Below are 16,990 nucleotides of genomic sequence, written 5' to 3'. Positions count from 1 at the left end.
TCCCAAATTATCTACCAAATGAACCTTATCCAAAGGTAAATAATTTGGGTGTTTAAATCGATTATAGCATTGTTGTATTTATCCAGTCAACCACCTGTTCTAATCCGGAAGGAGTGAAATCAAATTCTTTAGCAAGAATCTCCTCCTCAGGTGTTTTCTCAAAGGCAAGAACATCTTTCCAAAGAAAAGCCTTAAAGACTATCTCCTTTTCAGGCTCAGTCCCTTCTTCTGCCTGTATTTCCTTTTCAAGCCTTACGATTCTGTATCTCTTACCGTTATCACTGCCGGTAAATGGCTTTTTATAGGTATAATAGTTAAAAGAGAGAACATCCTTTATATCAACCATTGGTATTTCCCCTACGTGCAACTGTTGCTATGTCAATCATTTCAAGCTCATCTTTATGAGAGTTTGTTAAGCTCCTAAGAAGGGCTGTCGCTGTATCAAGCGCAGTAATGACAGAAACTCCGGTTTCTATGGCAACTCGTCTGATAAGGAAACCATCCTTAGACTTTCCTGCACCCTTAGAAGGTGTGTCTATAACAAGGTCAATGTTGTGTGCAAGTAAAAGGTCCATAAGTGTAGGCGCTGCCTGTTCAAGCTTGTTTACCTGAGTTACTTCCACACCGTTATTCTTAAGCACTTCTGCAGTCCCTCTTGTTGCATATATCTCATAGCCAAGCTTACTAAAGCCTGCGGCTATAGGCACAATTTCCTTCTTGTCCTCATCACAAACCGTAATTATCATCTTCTTGTGGATAGGAAGGTCAATTCCTGCCCCAAGGAAGGCCTTAAAGAGAGCCTCATCAAAGGTCTTTGCTATACCGAGGCACTCTCCTGTAGACTTCATCTCAGGTCCTAAGGAAATCTCAGCTCCTCTTAGTTTTTCAAAGGAGAATACAGGCATCTTTACTGCCACATATGGAGCTTCCTTCTGAAGTCCAGGCTCAAATCCAAGGTCTCTAATCTTATCTCCCATTATGACCTTGCAGGCAAGCTCTACTATAGGTATGCCTGTGACCTTGCTTATATATGGTACTGTACGGCTTGAACGAGGGTTTACCTCTATGACATATACTTCATTCTCGTAAATGATGAACTGTATATTTACAAGTCCTATTACGTGAAGGCTCTTTGCAAGCTTTCCGGTATAGTCCTCAATCCTTTCTATAAGCTCTGCCGAGATATTCTGTGAAGGATAAACTGATATACTGTCGCCTGAGTGTATGCCTGCTCTTTCAATATGCTGCATAATGCCCGGAATTAAGATATCTTCTCCGTCACAAACCGCATCTACTTCAAGCTCCTCACCCATTAGATACTTGTCTACAAGGATAGGATGCTCCTGAACATTACGATTTATTATGTCTATATACTCCCTTATATCAGAGTCAGATATGGCTATTCTCATGCCGGCACCGCCAAGCACGTAAGAAGGGCGGACAAGCACAGGATATCCTAGTCTACCAGCAACTTCAACCGCTTCATCTGCGGTAAATACTGTACCGCCTGATGCCCTTGGTATGCCTGTTTCATTTAAGATATTGTCAAATAACTCTCTGTCCTCTGCTGCATCCACATCTTCTGCGGATGTTCCCAGTATCTTTACTCCCATTTCCATAAGAGCCTTGGTAAGTCCGATGGCTGTCTGGCCTCCAAACTGAACTACTGCTCCGTAAGGCTTCTCAAGCTCAACTACATTTCTTACATCCTCTGGAGTAAGAGGCTCAAAGTAAAGCTTATCAGCTATATCAAAGTCAGTACTTACGGTTTCAGGGTTGTTGTTTATGATGATGGTCTCATAGCCTGCCTTTGAAAACGCCCACACACAGTGTACTGAGCAGAAGTCAAACTCGATGCCCTGACCGATTCTTATAGGACCTGAACCAAGTACAAGCACCTTTTTCTTATCAGTAACTGAAGTATTCTCATTTTCTCCATCAAAGCAGGAATAATAATAAGGCGTAACAGCCTCAAACTCAGCAGCACAGGTATCTACCATCTTGAAGCCCGCAATGATATTTTCTTTTATTCTACGCTCGTAGATTTCTTTTTCAGTCTTTCCTGTAAGATTTGCAATTACCTTGTCAGGGAATTCCATACGCTTGGCATCAAATAAAAGCTCCCTTGTAAGCTCTTCATTTTTAAGGCGAAGCTCACATCTTACAAGACGCTCTATCTTATCTATGAACCACTCGTCTATCTTGGTTATATCATGTATGTACTCAGGTGTAATTCCTCTTCTGATAGCCTCAGCTATGAGGAAGATTCTTCTGTCATCCACCTTTTGAAGCTCATCCTTTATATCCTCATCAGTAAAGCCCTCATAGTAATTCACTATAAGACTGTCTACGTGCTGCTCCAAGGAGCGTATAGCCTTCATAAGAGCACCTTCAAAGTTGGTACAGATGCTCATAACCTCACCTGTAGCCTTCATCTGAGTAGTAAGGGTCCTCTTTGCTGTAATGAACTTATCAAAAGGAAGTCTTGGTATCTTAACTACCACATAGTCAAGTGCAGGCTCAAAGCTTGCAAATGTTCTTCCTGTAACGGCATTCTTAATCTCATCAAGGGTGTAGCCAAGCGCAATCTTAGCCGCTACCTTAGCTATAGGATAGCCCGTAGCCTTTGAGGCAAGCGCAGATGAACGGCTTACTCTAGGGTTCACCTCTATAACGCAGTATTCAAAGGTATGAGGGTTAAGGGCATACTGCACGTTACAGCCACCTGTGATTCCAAGCTCATCTATTATGTTAAGCGCAGATGTCCTTAGCATCTGGTGCTCTTTATCAGAAAGTGTCTGAGAAGGGGCTACTACTATACTATCACCTGTATGAACTCCAACAGGGTCAAGATTCTCCATGTTGCAGACAGTAATGCAGTTACCTCTGCTATCTCTCATTACCTCATACTCTATCTCTTTCCAGCCTGCGATTGAACGCTCTATAAGACACTGACCTACTCTTGACAGTCTAAGTCCATTCTCACAAATTAAGCGAAGTGAAGCTTCATCATCAGCTATACCACCGCCTGAGCCTCCGAGGGTATAGGCAGGCCTTACCACTATCGGATAGCCTATTTCTTTGGCAAATTCTACAGCAGCTTCAATATCTTCTACTATTGTAGAAGCAGCTACAGGCTCCTTAAGCTTCTCCATGGTATTCTTGAACTCAAGCCTGTCCTCAGCCTTTTTGATAGTCAAAGCTGTGGTACCTATAAGCCTTACATTATTCTCCTTAAGGAAGCCGCTCTCCTCAAGCTCCATAGCAAGGTTAAGTCCTGCCTGTCCTCCAAGTGTTGGAAGGATACTGTCAGGCTGTTCTTCTTTAATGATTTTCTTAACAACATCTACATTAAGAGGCTCTATGTATACCTTATCTGCAATATCCTTATCTGTCATAATTGTAGCAGGGTTTGAGTTAACAAGTACTACTTCTATGCCTTCTTCTTTAAGGGAACGGCAGGCCTGTGTACCTGCGTAGTCAAATTCAGCAGCCTGCCCTATAACGATAGGTCCTGAACCTAAAACCATTACTTTTTTAATATCAGTTATTCTTGGCATCATTAACCTCCCTTAAAAACTCATCAAACAAATATCCTGTATCAAGCGGTCCTGAGCAGGCCTCAGGGTGGAACTGTACGGTAAATATTCTCTTACCTGTGTAGCGTATACCTTCAACAGTTCCGTCATTTACATTTATAAAGCTTGTAGTTGCCACTTCTTCAGGCATACTCTTATCAACTACCATATAGCCATGATTCTGAGTAGATATGTATACTCTTCCTGTAGAGAGATCCTTTACAGGGTGGTTTGCTCCCCTGTGGCCATACTTCATCTTCTCAGTTCTTCCACCCTTTGCAAGAGCCATAAGCTGATGTCCGAGGCAGATACCAAAGATAGGGATGTCTCCATCAAAGAGCTTCTTAAGCTCCTCTATTATATCAGTACATTCTGCAGGGTCTCCAGGTCCGTTACTTAGCATAATCCCATCAGGCTTATCCCTAAATATCTCTTCAGCCTTTGTATTCTGTGGATATACCGTTACCTCACAGCCCCTTCTTAAAAGGGAATCCACTATATTCTTCTTTGCACCAAAGTCCATAAGTGCAATCTTGTATTTTGTTTCTGTTATAAAATCATTCTTGAACTGGAATTCAGGCTTAAATACCTTGTCTGGCCTTCTTGCAAAACGAGGCTCAAATATCTCCTTTTCCTTACAGGATACCCGCTCAACCACTCCTTCAACCCTGTAGCGCTTAATTTTATTTAAAATATTAGCACTTCCAAGTTTTGTTTCGTCAGTTGTTATCATGCCGTTCATGGTACCACTCTCACGAAGAATCCTTGTAAGTGCTCTTGTATCAATGCCATAAATGCCGGTAATACCCTGGTCAACTAAGAATCTGGTCAGAGAATCGTCATTTCTAAAATTAGAGGCTTTTCCTGCTATTTCACGAACTATAAAGCCATCAGGCTGAGCTTTTTTTGACTCCATGTCCTGATAATTAATACCGTAATTACCAATCAAAGGATAGGTCATTGTAACTGCCTGTCCAGCGTAACTAGGATCGGTAAGCACCTCTAGATAGCCTGTCATGGAAGTATTGAATACTATTTCGCTTATGACTTCCGTTCTGGCACCAAAAGATTCTCCCGTAAATACCGTTCCGTCTTCAAGAATCAAATATGCTTTCATCATTTCCTCCAAATCTTACTTTACAAACTTCACTACTTTTGGCAAAAGAAAAAGGAAGAACAAAAGATTTGATTTCGCTCTTCCTCCTCCTTTCTATTTATGCCCAAATTGTTAGAATTGTAGCACATAAATCTAAATTATTCAAGTACAAAATACAAATTAATTCTCCTGATTTTTATTATTTATCCTTATAAGTCTTAGCTGTATTTGAAGACACAGTTAAGAGGTTGGCACTCTTGTGATTAGCATATACCGCGTTCTTCTTTCCTGCTTTACAGAAAAGCTTGTTGCCACTTATGGTAACCACACCATACTTAACACCTGAATGAGAATAAAACATAATTGCCTGTCTTCCACCGTATACAGTATTTCTGCTAAGAGTAATAACGGAATTGTTCATGTCTTTGTTCTTTGAAAAATTAGCTACATGTAAGCCAACAGTATAAGCATCTGCCTTACCCTTTCTAAGGCTCTTGATTTTATTATTTACAACTGAAGCATTCTTAGTATTGAAAAGTACAACTCCCTCACCCTTAAGACCGGTGATTTCATTGTTTTTAAGCACAATATTATCGTGAATGGTTTCAACTGAATTACCATCTTTTGCAGTATAGTTCGCAACCACTCCTCTATTCCCCGTTATTTTACAATCCTTGATTGTAACATTTCTGCAACCTGCATGATTCCAAAGTTCCTCAGTTAAATCAGTTCTAAATGGAACACTTTTTAAGTAAGGGGCTGTGACTGATGAGGCAATGTCAAGCTGAACAGCTTCTTCCGTCTTAGAATCCGACTCACCAATGCAGGCAATGTCGCACTTAATTATGGTTACATTCCGGCAGGCTACAAATTCTAAACTGTGCCCCACTGCATTAGCTGCTCTGATTTTCATATTTTTAAGTGTTATATTGCTTGCGTGAGTGAACTTAAATGATGATCCGGTATAACCACTGTATTCAGACTTCCAGGTTCCACCAATTATGGTTACATTTGACAATGCACTATAATTGGTTGTTTCAGGGATATTGTAAGCAATAGGTCTTTCACAGATTATAGTCGCACCTTCTGCCTTTATAGTCATATTATCTCTTAATATAATGGATTTATTAAGTCTGTAAGTAGAACCTTTTTTTAGTATAGCAACTCCCATTGTATCAAGTTCCTGCTGAATATTTGCAGTGTCATCTACTCCACTTGCTTCAACTACCACTGCCGCCTTTACGCTATCTGTCTTACCAACGCATAAAGCCGCCATAAGTATAATTCCACCACAAAGCAATATATTTTTAATTTTCACTCTGTAATCTCCTTTTACATATATTCATCATCTTTTCTTACATCTTTTAGCTTATAGGCTGTTATAGACATCTTCTCATCTCTAAATGCTCCAAGCATAGCAGGAACAGCACCAATCAAAGTAAATGCAAACAGCTTTATCAGCTCAACAGCATATTTTGGTTCCTTAAATACTGCATCTGCAAAGTATCTTATCATCTCCTCTATATAAGCTACATCGTCAGGACTCTGTCTGATTACATATATACAGGAATCTAAAATAAATGCCGCAAATGTCATACCCACCATGATGATAAGTGAAATAACAGCACCTTTTTTGGATAATCTACCACCGAGAATAGCATAACCCTTCACGGTACAAACACCCATAACAATTCCCGACAGAACTGCAACATAGCCTAACTGGCCTACTAACACTATAACAATAAGTCCTATGATACTTCCCAAAAATGCTCCTACAATACCTGTAACAACATTTTCACCCTTTTCGCTCTTTGTGTAATGTCTTTCCTTTACAGCGATTTCACGTTTACCGTATTCCTCGTCTGTTAACAGTAATACTTCACCGCCAACCACACAGAATAAGAGGTTGTCAGTTCTTCCACTTGCCTCACAGCAGCTTGTAAAACCTGAGCTTCTAAGAGCTTCAGGAACAGCAGAAACTGCAGCAGAAATGTTTTCAAGATAAGCACCTGTCGTAAGAGGTCTTTTAATAAAAAAGGTAACATCATACTGCTTAACTGTTACTCTTCCTACGGCGTTTATCTGCTTACCAAGCTCCGCCATAGTCTGCTTGTCCGGCATACTTCCATTGGTTACGGGAACTACCAGTTCGTAGTTCTTTCCATCATTTGTACGGACAAGTTTCATACTGTAGCCTGAAACTGTACCATACCATGAAGCAGATGTTTCATCATACTCCATCCCTTTTGTCTGCAAAAGTTCCGTAATCTTGCCATCAATCATCTTTTATACCTTCCCTTCATATTCTAAGCACAAATCCTTTGACGCCCGTAATATTATACACGATATATGAAGAATTTTAAAGCACAAATATTCACGAAAGATGATGAAATAAATTGCACTAATTTTTCATAAGTCTTTTTATGAACTCTGATGCTCTCTTTCCGGACTTACCGTCAAGGTCATCAAAGAAGTCTTGCTTAAATTCTTTTATCTTATCTGCTTCAAAGTCCCCCACCATAAGTGCATCTATTATTTCATCCATGTTTTCCACAAGCTTTCCCGGTATAAAGCTAATATATTCGCAGTAGAAGCCTCTTCTTGATATATACTCATCTAAATCGAAAGCATAAAAGAGCATAGGTATGTCTAAGAGCGCCGCCTCAAATATCACGGATGAATAATCCGTAATAAGAATATCAGTGACAAACAAAAGCTCGTTTAGCTCCTCGTTCTTTGATAGGTCAATCACTCTATCCTTGTACTCATCCTCTATAACAAGCTTATTGTTTACGTGAGGATGGTGCTTAATTATAATTCTGTATTCATCACCGAATCTTTCAAATATCTTCTTATAATCAAAGCGGTAATGAGGATAGTGGCCCTCTTTTTTACTTGACCCCCTAAATGTAGGTGCAAAAAGAATAACCTTTTTATCTTTTAACATAGGATATGCAGAAAATATTTTTGCTCTTATTTCCCTCTTATAGGCTTCATCAAAGAAGATATCGGTTCTTGGAACTCCTGTAGCAATAACCCTGTCAACATTCATCCCAAATGCTTCAGCATAATGCTTTGCTACTTTCCTTGAACTTACCAGACAATAATCATAGGTTCTGTGAGAGCGGCTATCCTGTGGCCAACAGCCTTCTCTGCTTAGTCTGCTAAAACCAAAGGCCTTGAATGCTCCACAGGCATGCCACACCTGTATAAGATAGTTATCCTTACGCTTTTTTATCTCATAGACCGAACGGATATAATCATCAATTAAAATGACCTTTGACGATGCAAGGTAATAGCCGTACTTAAAGCAGGATATGAAGCTTTCCTTTGTATCAAGCACAGTCTTTATATCAATATTTTTATCTTTGATAAGCTCTGCATAAATACTTTCATAGTTACCGCTTATACTATTTCTACGGTTTGATATAAGAGTAATTCGGTTTTCCTTTAGCCTAAAAGGCTTAAACAGATAAAAACCAAGCTTAGTCATCAGATTCTTAAACGTACTGAGTCCTATAGTTCTATCCATAATAAGCTCTGTACGCCATCTGACATGTTCTATAACTCCCATTATTTTCTTATATTTTTTGGGAGAAGCTGTTGTTGTAAGTCCTATAGCCTCAAGAATTGCCTCGATGGTAAAAATTGGCATAAAAATGACAGCCAGAATAAAGAGTATAAAGCTCCACGCAAATGAAATCAGCCCATTTAATAAAACAGGAATCACATTTGCACTACCTTTATCACCTGCTGTCCTTATTAACTTAATACTTAATCCATCGTTAGCGAGTGAAACCAAATACTGTCTTGAAGATATAATCTTTAATTCATCAGGTTTATCTAAGATTATATCGGTATATGTATCACCGCCATAGGTAAGTTCAAGCTTTACTTCTATATTTTCAGGCTTATCATAGTCAATGTACAAGTCTTTTATGGAATAGCTGTAGCCCGCCAGAATAAAGAAGCTTTTCAGGTCCGTTTCCGGCAGGTAAGTCTTTATAGGGACGGGGAGTCTTCTGTATTTGCTGCCTGAGGTAAAAATGATGGTAACGATAGGGTTTCTGACCTCTGGATTATATTTACCTCTTACCTTAACATCTATGTTTAATGTAGTTTCCGTTACATTCAACTTAAGTATATTTATCTCAAAGCGTTCCAAAAACTACCTCCTCATCCCTATAATACATACTTAACAGCTTACTTATCCCATTCCATTATAGTCTTTCCGCCGGGCTTTTGTATATCAAGCTCAAATGCCCGATTCATGTCTGTCATATTCCTTATAGGCACTATATTATTTATTATGTTGCTTAAGTAATTAACCATCCAAGGATTTTCACTAAGCATGTTAACAGTCATCTTGAAGTCCTCGCGCCCGCTCCTGCTGCTTCCAAAAAGCTTAAGTCCCTTTTCAAGCACCATTCTGGTATTGATAGGAACAGGATACTCAGATACTCCGAGTAAAGATATAGTACCTTCAGGATTAATAAAATCGATAATCTGCTCAATTGCCTGTCCACTTGCAGCATTTCCCACGCACTCAAAGGCATGGTCAAAGCTTATGTTCTTTAGTTCACCTGCCACGTTATATGTGTTGTCTGCAAATGAAAAGCTCGCTAGCTTATCATCATTTACGCCAAAAATTGTAAGCTTTGAGTCAGGCAGCATTGACTTTAGGAAGATACCTGTAATAAAGCCTAAGTTACCGTCTCCAAAGATAGCAATATTATCTCTCCTGCCATGTGAGAAATTCTTAAACCTAAGAATCGCATGCACACTTACACTCATCAACTCAATAAATGCAGCCACATGGTTATCAATCCCTTCGGGCACCTTTACTACCCTGTCTGCATCAAGAGCAACCAGGTCCTGCATAAATCCATCAAAACCACTTGCTCTAAACTTAGAACTCCTAAGGTAGTTTTCTGCTATATACTCGTCCTTTTCCACAGGTGTATTGGGTATCATAACAACCTTGTCGCCCACTTTTACCTTGTCAGAGCAGGACTGAACCACCACGCCTATAGACTCATGTATAAGCGCCATAGGAAGCTTTTTACTTAGTATGGCCGCAGGACGCAGTCCCTGATAGTATCTCTGGTCTGCGTGACAGATAGAGAGAAACTGAGGCCTTACTATGACCTGATTCTCCTTAAATAACTGGATATCCGAAAATGCCACCTCAAACCTTCTGGGTGCAACCAATCTATATACGGTATTTAGCATATTTTACTCCCTGTCTGTGTTAATCAAAGTTTCAGCTACTGTTAGATCATAAGGATAGGTAATCTTGATATTAAACACTTCTCCCCTTACAAGATGCACAGCCTCACCCTTAAGGAGGTAAATTTTGGCTGCATCAGTTAGTATAGCCTTTTCCTCATCTGTAAGTGATGAGTAAAGCTCCTTTAGGCGCTTCGCCCTAAAGCTCTGAGGAGTCTGTCCCTGATACACCTTAGAGCGGTCAGGTATGCTGCTTATCTTCTCTCCGTCTAAGCTCTCCACTATTGTATCTGTAGCAGGGATAACTGTATCGCAGGCACCTACCTTAACTGCCGCCTCTATATTATCCATAATTATTCTGTGTGTAACAAAAGGTCTAACCGCATCATGAGTTACAATGATGGTATCATCATCAAGAGTAAACTTCTCTTCTATGTAGTTAATGGCATTCATGATAGTTGAATTTCTGTCACTTCCTCCTGCCATAACCTCAACCTTCTCAATCCCCTGAAGATGCTTGTTGATTATATCCTTTGTATAGCTTATCCAGCTTTCAGGAACAAGAACTATAATCTTTTCAAACTCCTCATTTACCACAAACTTCTCAATAGTATGTAGGATAATCGGCTTGCCGCCTACATTAAGATACTGTTTTGGCTTCTCAGCATTTCCCATTCTACTGCCTATACCACCTGCACAAATAACTGCAAATACCATAATAACCTCCTATTTATCAAGTAAACTAACAACTAAATCGGCTACTCTCTGCCCCGCCTTACCGTCTAACTCATCAAAGAACTTGTGCTTAAATGCATCTATCTTCTCGCTCTCAAAGTCCTTCTTGTCTATGGCTTCAATGAGCGAATCCATATTGTAGACTATCTTGCCGGGTACAAAGGAGTCGTATTCATAATAAAATCCTCTGGTTGCAATATAATTCTGCAAATCAAAAGAATAAAACAACATCGGAATATCAAGGAGGCTCGCTTCAAATACCACTGATGAATAATCAGTGATTAGAATATCAGTGATGAATAAAAGTTCATTTAACTCTTCATTTTCTGACATGTCAATGATTTTACCTTCATATTCCGCAGGAATCTCCACTCTGTTATTCACAAAAGGATGATGCTTAATTATAATAACATATTCTCCTTTAAAATGCTCATATAATTTTATAAAGTCAAAACGGTTCTCAGGATAAAATCCTGATTTTTTACCATTCCCTCTAAAGGTAGGGGCAAAAAGAATTACCTTTTTATCCTTTAGTTCAGGGTATTTACTATAGATTTCACTTCTTGCCTTTTCTTTATATTCCTTGCTAAAGAAGACGTCAGTTCTTGGAACCCCGGTAGGAACCACCTTTTCAAGGGATAGCCCAAATCCTTCCGCATAGTACTTGCATATCTCCGAAGAACTAACTGTACAGAAATCATAGTTTCTATGCGCATTGTTCTTCTGCTTCTGCCCACCCGGTCTTCCAAGTCTGCTAAAACCAAATGTCTTAAACGCACCGCAGGCATGCCACACCTGTATGAGATAGTTGTCTTCTCTTCTTGGAAGCTTGTATATAAGCTCTATGTAATCATCTACTAAAAGCACTTTGGCAGTAGCCATATAATAACCATACTTAAAGCAGGTTAAATAACCCTCCGTAGTATCAAATACGGTTCTTATGTCAAGTTTTTTATTGTCTATTAATTTATCATAGATATATTCGTAGTTTCCGCTTATGGCTTCCCTTCTATTTGAGATAAATACTATTCTGTTCTTTTTCACCTTAAATGCCTTAAACAAATCAAATCCGAGGCTTGCAAGACTAAGCTTTAAGTACGCAAAGCTTAGATTCTTTCTAATTATGCCGCTCACCCTCCACTTTATATGAAAGAGGATTCTCATAAGACCGGTTTTGTTGTTTCTTGGTGCAGGCTTTACACAGTATATAAAGTTAAGCAGTGCTTCAACAACAAATACAGGTATAAGTACAATCGCCGTTACAATAAGTACAATGCTCCAAAGCAGGTTTACTATACTTTGAATAGAATTAACGATGTTATTTCTTATGCTGGTTTCTGTCTCCCCCTGAAGAGGCTTAATCACTATGTCTTGGTGTTTCTTACCAAAGGCTACACCATAAAACTCGGAACCATAGATAAGCAAATCGCTGGATTCAGTCATAACAGGGCTTACAAAGAGGTGTTCACCATAAGCTACTTCGATGCTCATCCTCATTTTTTCATTACCATAGTTTTTAAAAAACACCTGATCTAAAAGATAAGAGTAGCCTGCAAAAAAGTCAAAGGTCTTTAAGTCTTCACTTGGGTAATAAGCCTGAATAGGCATTGGAATCCTTCTGTTTTCCTTTCCATTGTCAAATATGACTGTAACCATAGGCTTCCTAACCTTAGGATCATAGTCCCCTCTAACTCTAAGTCCTATCTTAAGACTTGAATTCTCAACAAATAACTCAAATACTTTAACACTTATATCCACTAATACATCCTCTTTCTTTATACGTCTTCTTTCTATATCAATTCAAAGTCCATATCAATCCAAAGTCACAATCAGCTTCTTCATAGCAGTAAGAGCCTTTCCTCTGTGGCTTATCTTATTCTTTTCCCAAGGAGGGAGTTCTGCCGAGGTCTTTTCGTATTCAGGTAAATAAAAGATAGGGTCATATCCAAAGCCGTTTTCTCCTTTTTGCTCATAGCCTATCAGACCTTCAACAACTCCTCTTTCTACAAACTCCCTGCCATCAGGAAGCACTAAAGAGATAACGCATACAAACCTGGCACTTCTATCTTCGCCCTTTGCCCCACTTAGCTTGTCTATGATATAATTATTCTTATAATCATAGTCTGTATCTCTGCCCAGATATCTGGCCGAATATATACCCGGCTCACCGTTTAAGTAATCTACTTCAAGTCCCGAATCATCGGCAAGTGCAGGAAGTCCGGTAAGCTTCGCTAAAGCCCTTGCCTTGATAAGTGAATTCTCTTCAAAGGTTGTACCATTTTCTTCAATGTCTGCTGTTATGCCCATTTCCTTCATAGACACTACTTCAATGGGGAAATCCCCTAGTATCTCTTTTATTTCCTTAACCTTGCCTTCATTGGTAGTTGCAAAAACTATTTTATCCATTATTCCTCATTTTCCTTAAAAGCCTGAACTATAGCCTTGTAAACAGCTTCTGCACAGGCGGTCATTTTTTTATTATTCTGTATAATCTTTAGGTCGTCTTTGTTGGTAAGATATCCTATTTCAACCAAGGCAGATGGCATATTGGTATGCCCTAAAACATAGTACCCGCTGCCTTCCACCACTCCTCTGTTTTTTGTTTTAAGTACACTGCAGATGCTCTCTAAGATGAGGGATGCAAACTGCTTAGAGCTTACCTTGGTATCTTTAATCTTCTCGTTATAGTGAATCTCAGTTCCCCTTACAGCATTAAAGTCAACAGGACTGCCCATTACAGTATAGTTATTGTTGTGAATGCTTAAAAAGAAGTCAGCATCCAGGCCATTTGCTAAATCAATTCTCGTTCTCCTGTAGAGGAAGGTGTCAGTAAGCCTTGTGTAATACACCTTGATATCGTCCTGTTTATCAAAAAGAGCTTTTAATTTCAACCCAAACTTAAGCACTGTATCCTTTTCATACACCTTACTGTCACCACTAAATGTTCCAGCGTCTTTTCCGCCGTGCCCTAAGTCTATTACAAGTATTTTTTTGTAGACATCTTTAGGCCTTCTAAGTGAAATGTAGTAATTATCATCATCTTCGAAAAGCTCAGGTACATAGAGCCTGTTGAAAGTAAGTACAAATCTGGTGACATCTTTGTCCTTTCGTTCAATCTTGATATTGGCTACCGGGTCTGGGCTTTCATCCTGATTTTTATTCTCTTTTTCATACTTATCGTAGGCCTCCCTATCATTTTCAGAGGGCTCTGCCTCTCCATTTATAAATGCCATAAGATAAGGAGGAAATACCTGTCCCACAGGTTCTCCGGTAAATTTCTCAGATTTGTTGTATCTTACAACAGAGGAAGTACTGTAAAAGTTCTTGCTCTTATCCCTGATATCCAGATACACTGTTCTATAGTTATACTCATCACTAATCATAGCAAGTCCATCCTCACTGTCCTGCTTAGGTATAACTACATAATTCTCAGGCATCTTCTCTCTGTCAAATACAAAGCCTGCTTCTGCCTTTTCAAATTCACCGGCCAGGGCAGTATCATCATTCTCAATCTCTATATGTGTCTCATCAATGGCAGCGATACTGTCATGTACTTCAAAAGGCTTTGCCCAAAGAGTAGTTCTTTCAACTTTGTTTCCCGAAAAAATAGAGGAAAACAACAGAGCCACTGTCATAATCGAGACACCGGCCGCAGTTATTTTCCTAAGTTCCTTCTTCTTATCTTTCGAGTTCATTTTATTCACTCCAAAACTATAGATTTCATCCTTAAAATCCTAAAAAGCTTTAACATATCCATTATACCGCAATTAGATAGTTTTGCAAGTAAAAATGATAATATATTTACTGACCTGCTCTCTGTCTTGGAGGCTTTGCGCCCTGGTATGAGTAAAAATAGGTTTTCATCATGCCATTGTATATCTTTCTGTTCTTATCAGGCTTCCTTCCAAAATACTTTGGCGCATCTTCAAAGCCTGTAATTATATAATATGACCATTCATCAAGCTTTTGGAATGCCTTTCCCATCTCGCGATAAAGCTGTGGCATGGCTTCTTTTTCTTCAAGCCTCTCTCCATATGGAGGATTGGTTATAATAAAGCCGTATTTTTTAGCACTGCTTATATCTCTCATGTCTCTCTGCTGAAAGTGGATATTTCCCTCAAGTCCAGCTAGGGAGAGGTTCCCCCTTGCCGCATCCAGTGCAGATGTATCCAAATCATAGCCCTGTATGGAAAGCTTTGTTTCTCTGTCAATAAGGTCTTCTGCTTCCTTCTTGGCCTCTTTAAATAGACTCTTTGGAAGGATATTATCCCAGGCCATAGCCTGAAAATCCCTTTTCATTCCAGGTGCAATATTAAGGCCTATCAAGGCAGCCTCTATAGGTATGGTACCGCTTCCACAAAATGGATCGATGAGAAGCCTGTCCTTCTTCCAAGGTGTAAGGCTTATAAGTGCAGCTGCCAGTGTCTCAGTGATAGGGGCTTTAACTGTAAGCCTTCTATAGCCTCTCTTATGAAGCGATTCACCAGACGTATCAAGTCCTACAGTAACCTCATCCTTAAGTATGGTTATTCTAATAGGATATTCACTTCCGTCCTCAGGAAACCTAAGTATGTTGTACTTTCCGGAAAGCCTGTCAACTATAGCCTTCTTTACTATTCTCTGAATGTCGGAAGGAGAAAAAAGCTTACTCTTTATTGAAGAAGCCTTCTTTACCCAGAACTTACCATCCTTTGGGATGAAATTCTCCCAAGGAAGCGCCTTAGTTTTCTCAAAAAGCTCATCAAAGGTAACAGCCTTAAAGCTTCCTACTTTAAGCATAACCCTCTCTGTAGTCCTAAGAAATACATTACATCTGGCGATTGCCTCTTCATCTCCCTCAAAAGAAACTCTACCATCTACTACTTCGGTTACCTCATAACCAAGATCTATTATCTCTCTTTTTAGTACTGCCTCTAAGCCAAAGTGGCAGGGTGCAAACAACTCATATTTATTTGTCAAGCAAACCTCCAAAATCTAATTATTTGTTTTCGGTCTTTCGGCAAGCGTTACATTAACATCTTTTTTGACATATTCCCCATTTTCATATCTGCAAAATGTTACCTTGACCTTTTCGCCTTTTTTCTTACCTAAGATTATAGAGTTAATGGTATCAGATTTCAAGGTTTCATTGTCATTTACTGCCACAATTATATCTCCCTTGATAAGACCTGCTTTCTTTGCTCCTCCATTGTCTGCAACATCTGTAATATAGAGTCCGTAAGGCATATTGAAGGCTTCGTGTGAAGCATCATCTATTTCTCTGTAATATATGCCAAGATATCCTCTTTCGGTGTCTGTGATATTTTTCTTGGTTTTAAGCTCATTTATTAGTGGTTTTACAGTTGCCATAGGTATAGCATAGCCCATTCCTTCTACAGCCCTGTCTGAGAATTTGGCGGAGTTGATTCCTACGACTTCGCCGTTAAGGTTTAATAAAGCTCCTCCTGAATTGCCGGGATTGATGGCTGCATCAGTCTGTATGAGCTTCATTGTTATATCATTTATGTTTACTACCCTGTCTTTGGCACTCACATAGCCTACAGTAAGCGACTGACCGTAACCTAGTGCGTTGCCTATTGCCATAACCATCTGACCTACTTTTATTCCGTTCGAATCACCCAGCTCTGCTACCTTTATTCTGTCAAGAGTCTTCTTAGCAAGACTGTCAAGCTTTACTTCCACGAGGGCAAGATCTGTATATGCCGCAGTTCCTTTTACTTCTCCCTTTGCAGTGCTTCCATCCTCGAAAGCCACAACAAGCTTTCTAGCCCCGTCTATAACATGGTTATTGGTTATGATATATAAGCTCCTTTGGTCCTTATCTACTATCACGCCAGAGCCCATATCCTGAGTTTTTCTTGTCTGCTCCCCGAACCAACTTACTATGCTCTCTTCACCTTCAGTAGTTATGGCAACAAGAGAAGGCATTACTTTCTCTACTACATCCGACAAGTCAGAAGTCCTGACAGCTGCAAGCTTTGAATCAGTCTCCGTTTTAGGAAGCTTTACATTTTCTTTTCTGTCCTGATGTTCTTCTTTATCCCCTTTATCCTCGTTGATCTTTACAGGTTTTTCTTCATCCGTATTAGATTTGTCACTTACACCTGTATCCGGGCTCTGCAATATATTAAACTCACTATATCCGGACAATCCAAATCCTACCATGCCTGCAATAATCATGAAAAAAACAACAATGAGTATAAGAAGCCCCTTTGTTGTGCCATTATCCTTTTTCTCTTCCATCTTTATCACTCCTCCTAAAGTAAGAATCATACTATACTAAGCATATCATAAATATATAAATTTAACCATAGTCTTGTGAAATCTTTGTGTCTTTCCTTGTAGAAATATC

At 39.4% G+C, this 16,990-nt stretch carries 13 protein-coding genes; all 13 read right to left on the bottom strand.

The features are described from left to right. Positions 1-61: 61 nt before the first annotated feature. The 13 genes from JJN12_RS04880 to JJN12_RS04820 all read right to left on the bottom strand — a co-directional run bounded on the left by JJN12_RS04880 (position 62) and on the right by JJN12_RS04820 (position 16,881). Positions 62-346 (bottom strand): GNAT family acetyltransferase, encoded by a 285-nt coding sequence (locus JJN12_RS04880; RefSeq protein ID WP_208428628.1) that lies wholly within the window; start codon positions 344-346, stop codon positions 62-64. Beyond that, positions 339-3,560, bottom strand: a complete 3,222-nt coding sequence (carB, locus tag JJN12_RS04875; protein ID WP_208428627.1) for a carbamoyl-phosphate synthase large subunit — start codon at positions 3,558-3,560, stop codon at positions 339-341. Before carB ends, JJN12_RS04880 begins: the two co-directional genes overlap by 8 nt. Then, positions 3,544-4,695, bottom strand: coding sequence for a carbamoyl phosphate synthase small subunit (locus JJN12_RS04870; RefSeq protein ID WP_208428626.1), 1,152 nt, complete (start codon positions 4,693-4,695; stop codon positions 3,544-3,546). Before JJN12_RS04870 ends, carB begins: the two co-directional genes overlap by 17 nt. Positions 4,696-4,873: 178 nt before the next feature. Beyond that, positions 4,874-5,992, bottom strand: coding sequence for a right-handed parallel beta-helix repeat-containing protein (locus tag JJN12_RS14460; RefSeq protein WP_208428625.1), 1,119 nt, complete (start codon positions 5,990-5,992; stop codon positions 4,874-4,876). Positions 5,993-6,006: 14 nt separating this feature from the next. Further along, positions 6,007-6,957 (bottom strand): hypothetical protein, encoded by a 951-nt coding sequence (locus tag JJN12_RS04860; protein WP_208428624.1) that lies wholly within the window; start codon positions 6,955-6,957, stop codon positions 6,007-6,009. A gap of 118 nt (positions 6,958-7,075) precedes the next feature. Further along, positions 7,076-8,839, bottom strand: coding sequence for a CDP-glycerol glycerophosphotransferase family protein (locus JJN12_RS04855; protein ID WP_208428623.1), 1,764 nt, complete (start codon positions 8,837-8,839; stop codon positions 7,076-7,078). 38 nt (positions 8,840-8,877) lie between these two features. Next, complete coding sequence (locus JJN12_RS04850; protein WP_208428622.1) at positions 8,878-9,906, bottom strand: alcohol dehydrogenase catalytic domain-containing protein; 1,029 nt, start codon at positions 9,904-9,906, stop codon at positions 8,878-8,880. Positions 9,907-9,909: 3 nt separating this feature from the next. Continuing rightward, the gene (locus tag JJN12_RS04845; protein WP_208428621.1) at positions 9,910-10,620 is read right to left on the bottom strand and encodes an IspD/TarI family cytidylyltransferase; all 711 of its coding nucleotides are present in this window, start codon (positions 10,618-10,620) and stop codon (positions 9,910-9,912) included. A 9-nt stretch (positions 10,621-10,629) separates the two neighbouring features. Next, positions 10,630-12,396 carry a CDP-glycerol glycerophosphotransferase family protein gene (locus tag JJN12_RS04840; protein ID WP_208428620.1) on the bottom strand — a complete coding sequence of 589 codons (1,767 nt, stop codon included), beginning with the start codon at positions 12,394-12,396 and terminating at the stop codon, positions 10,630-10,632. A gap of 54 nt (positions 12,397-12,450) precedes the next feature. Further along, positions 12,451-13,044 carry an XTP/dITP diphosphatase gene (locus tag JJN12_RS04835; protein ID WP_208428619.1) on the bottom strand — a complete coding sequence of 198 codons (594 nt, stop codon included), beginning with the start codon at positions 13,042-13,044 and terminating at the stop codon, positions 12,451-12,453. After that, positions 13,044-14,333 (bottom strand): N-acetylmuramoyl-L-alanine amidase family protein, encoded by a 1,290-nt coding sequence (locus tag JJN12_RS04830; RefSeq protein ID WP_208428618.1) that lies wholly within the window; start codon positions 14,331-14,333, stop codon positions 13,044-13,046. The genes JJN12_RS04835 and JJN12_RS04830 overlap by 1 nt, the downstream gene beginning before the upstream one ends. Positions 14,334-14,439: 106 nt before the next feature. Beyond that, complete coding sequence (locus JJN12_RS04825) at positions 14,440-15,597, bottom strand: THUMP domain-containing class I SAM-dependent RNA methyltransferase (RefSeq protein WP_208428617.1); 1,158 nt, start codon at positions 15,595-15,597, stop codon at positions 14,440-14,442. A gap of 15 nt (positions 15,598-15,612) precedes the next feature. Next, positions 15,613-16,881, bottom strand: coding sequence for a S1C family serine protease (locus JJN12_RS04820; protein WP_208428616.1), 1,269 nt, complete (start codon positions 16,879-16,881; stop codon positions 15,613-15,615). Between the last annotated feature and the right edge of the window lie 109 nt (positions 16,882-16,990).

Origin of the sequence: Catonella massiliensis (assembly GCF_016651435.1) — a bacterium.
In the GTDB taxonomy this organism is placed as follows: Bacteria; Bacillota; Clostridia; order Lachnospirales; family Lachnospiraceae; genus Catonella; species Catonella massiliensis.
The sequence above is the reverse complement of the archived record's forward strand: the minus strand, read 5'-3'. Positions and strand labels throughout refer to the sequence as shown.

What these genes read in the sequence shown, in the direction of transcription:
- JJN12_RS04880 (WP_208428628.1), bottom strand. Translation starts at nt 346, where the DNA reads ATGGTTGATATAAAGGATGTTCTCTCTTTTAACTATTATACCTATAAA.
- carB (WP_208428627.1), bottom strand. Translation starts at nt 3,560, where the DNA reads ATGCCAAGAATAACTGATATTAAAAAAGTAATGGTTTTAGGTTCAGGA.
- JJN12_RS04870 (WP_208428626.1), bottom strand. Translation starts at nt 4,695, where the DNA reads ATGAAAGCATATTTGATTCTTGAAGACGGAACGGTATTTACGGGAGAA.
- JJN12_RS04860 (WP_208428624.1), bottom strand. Translation starts at nt 6,957, where the DNA reads ATGATTGATGGCAAGATTACGGAACTTTTGCAGACAAAAGGGATGGAG.
- JJN12_RS04850 (WP_208428622.1), bottom strand. Translation starts at nt 9,906, where the DNA reads ATGCTAAATACCGTATATAGATTGGTTGCACCCAGAAGGTTTGAGGTG.
- JJN12_RS04845 (WP_208428621.1), bottom strand. Translation starts at nt 10,620, where the DNA reads ATGGTATTTGCAGTTATTTGTGCAGGTGGTATAGGCAGTAGAATGGGA.
- JJN12_RS04835 (WP_208428619.1), bottom strand. Translation starts at nt 13,044, where the DNA reads ATGGATAAAATAGTTTTTGCAACTACCAATGAAGGCAAGGTTAAGGAA.
- JJN12_RS04830 (WP_208428618.1), bottom strand. Translation starts at nt 14,333, where the DNA reads ATGAACTCGAAAGATAAGAAGAAGGAACTTAGGAAAATAACTGCGGCC.
- JJN12_RS04820 (WP_208428616.1), bottom strand. Translation starts at nt 16,881, where the DNA reads ATGGAAGAGAAAAAGGATAATGGCACAACAAAGGGGCTTCTTATACTC.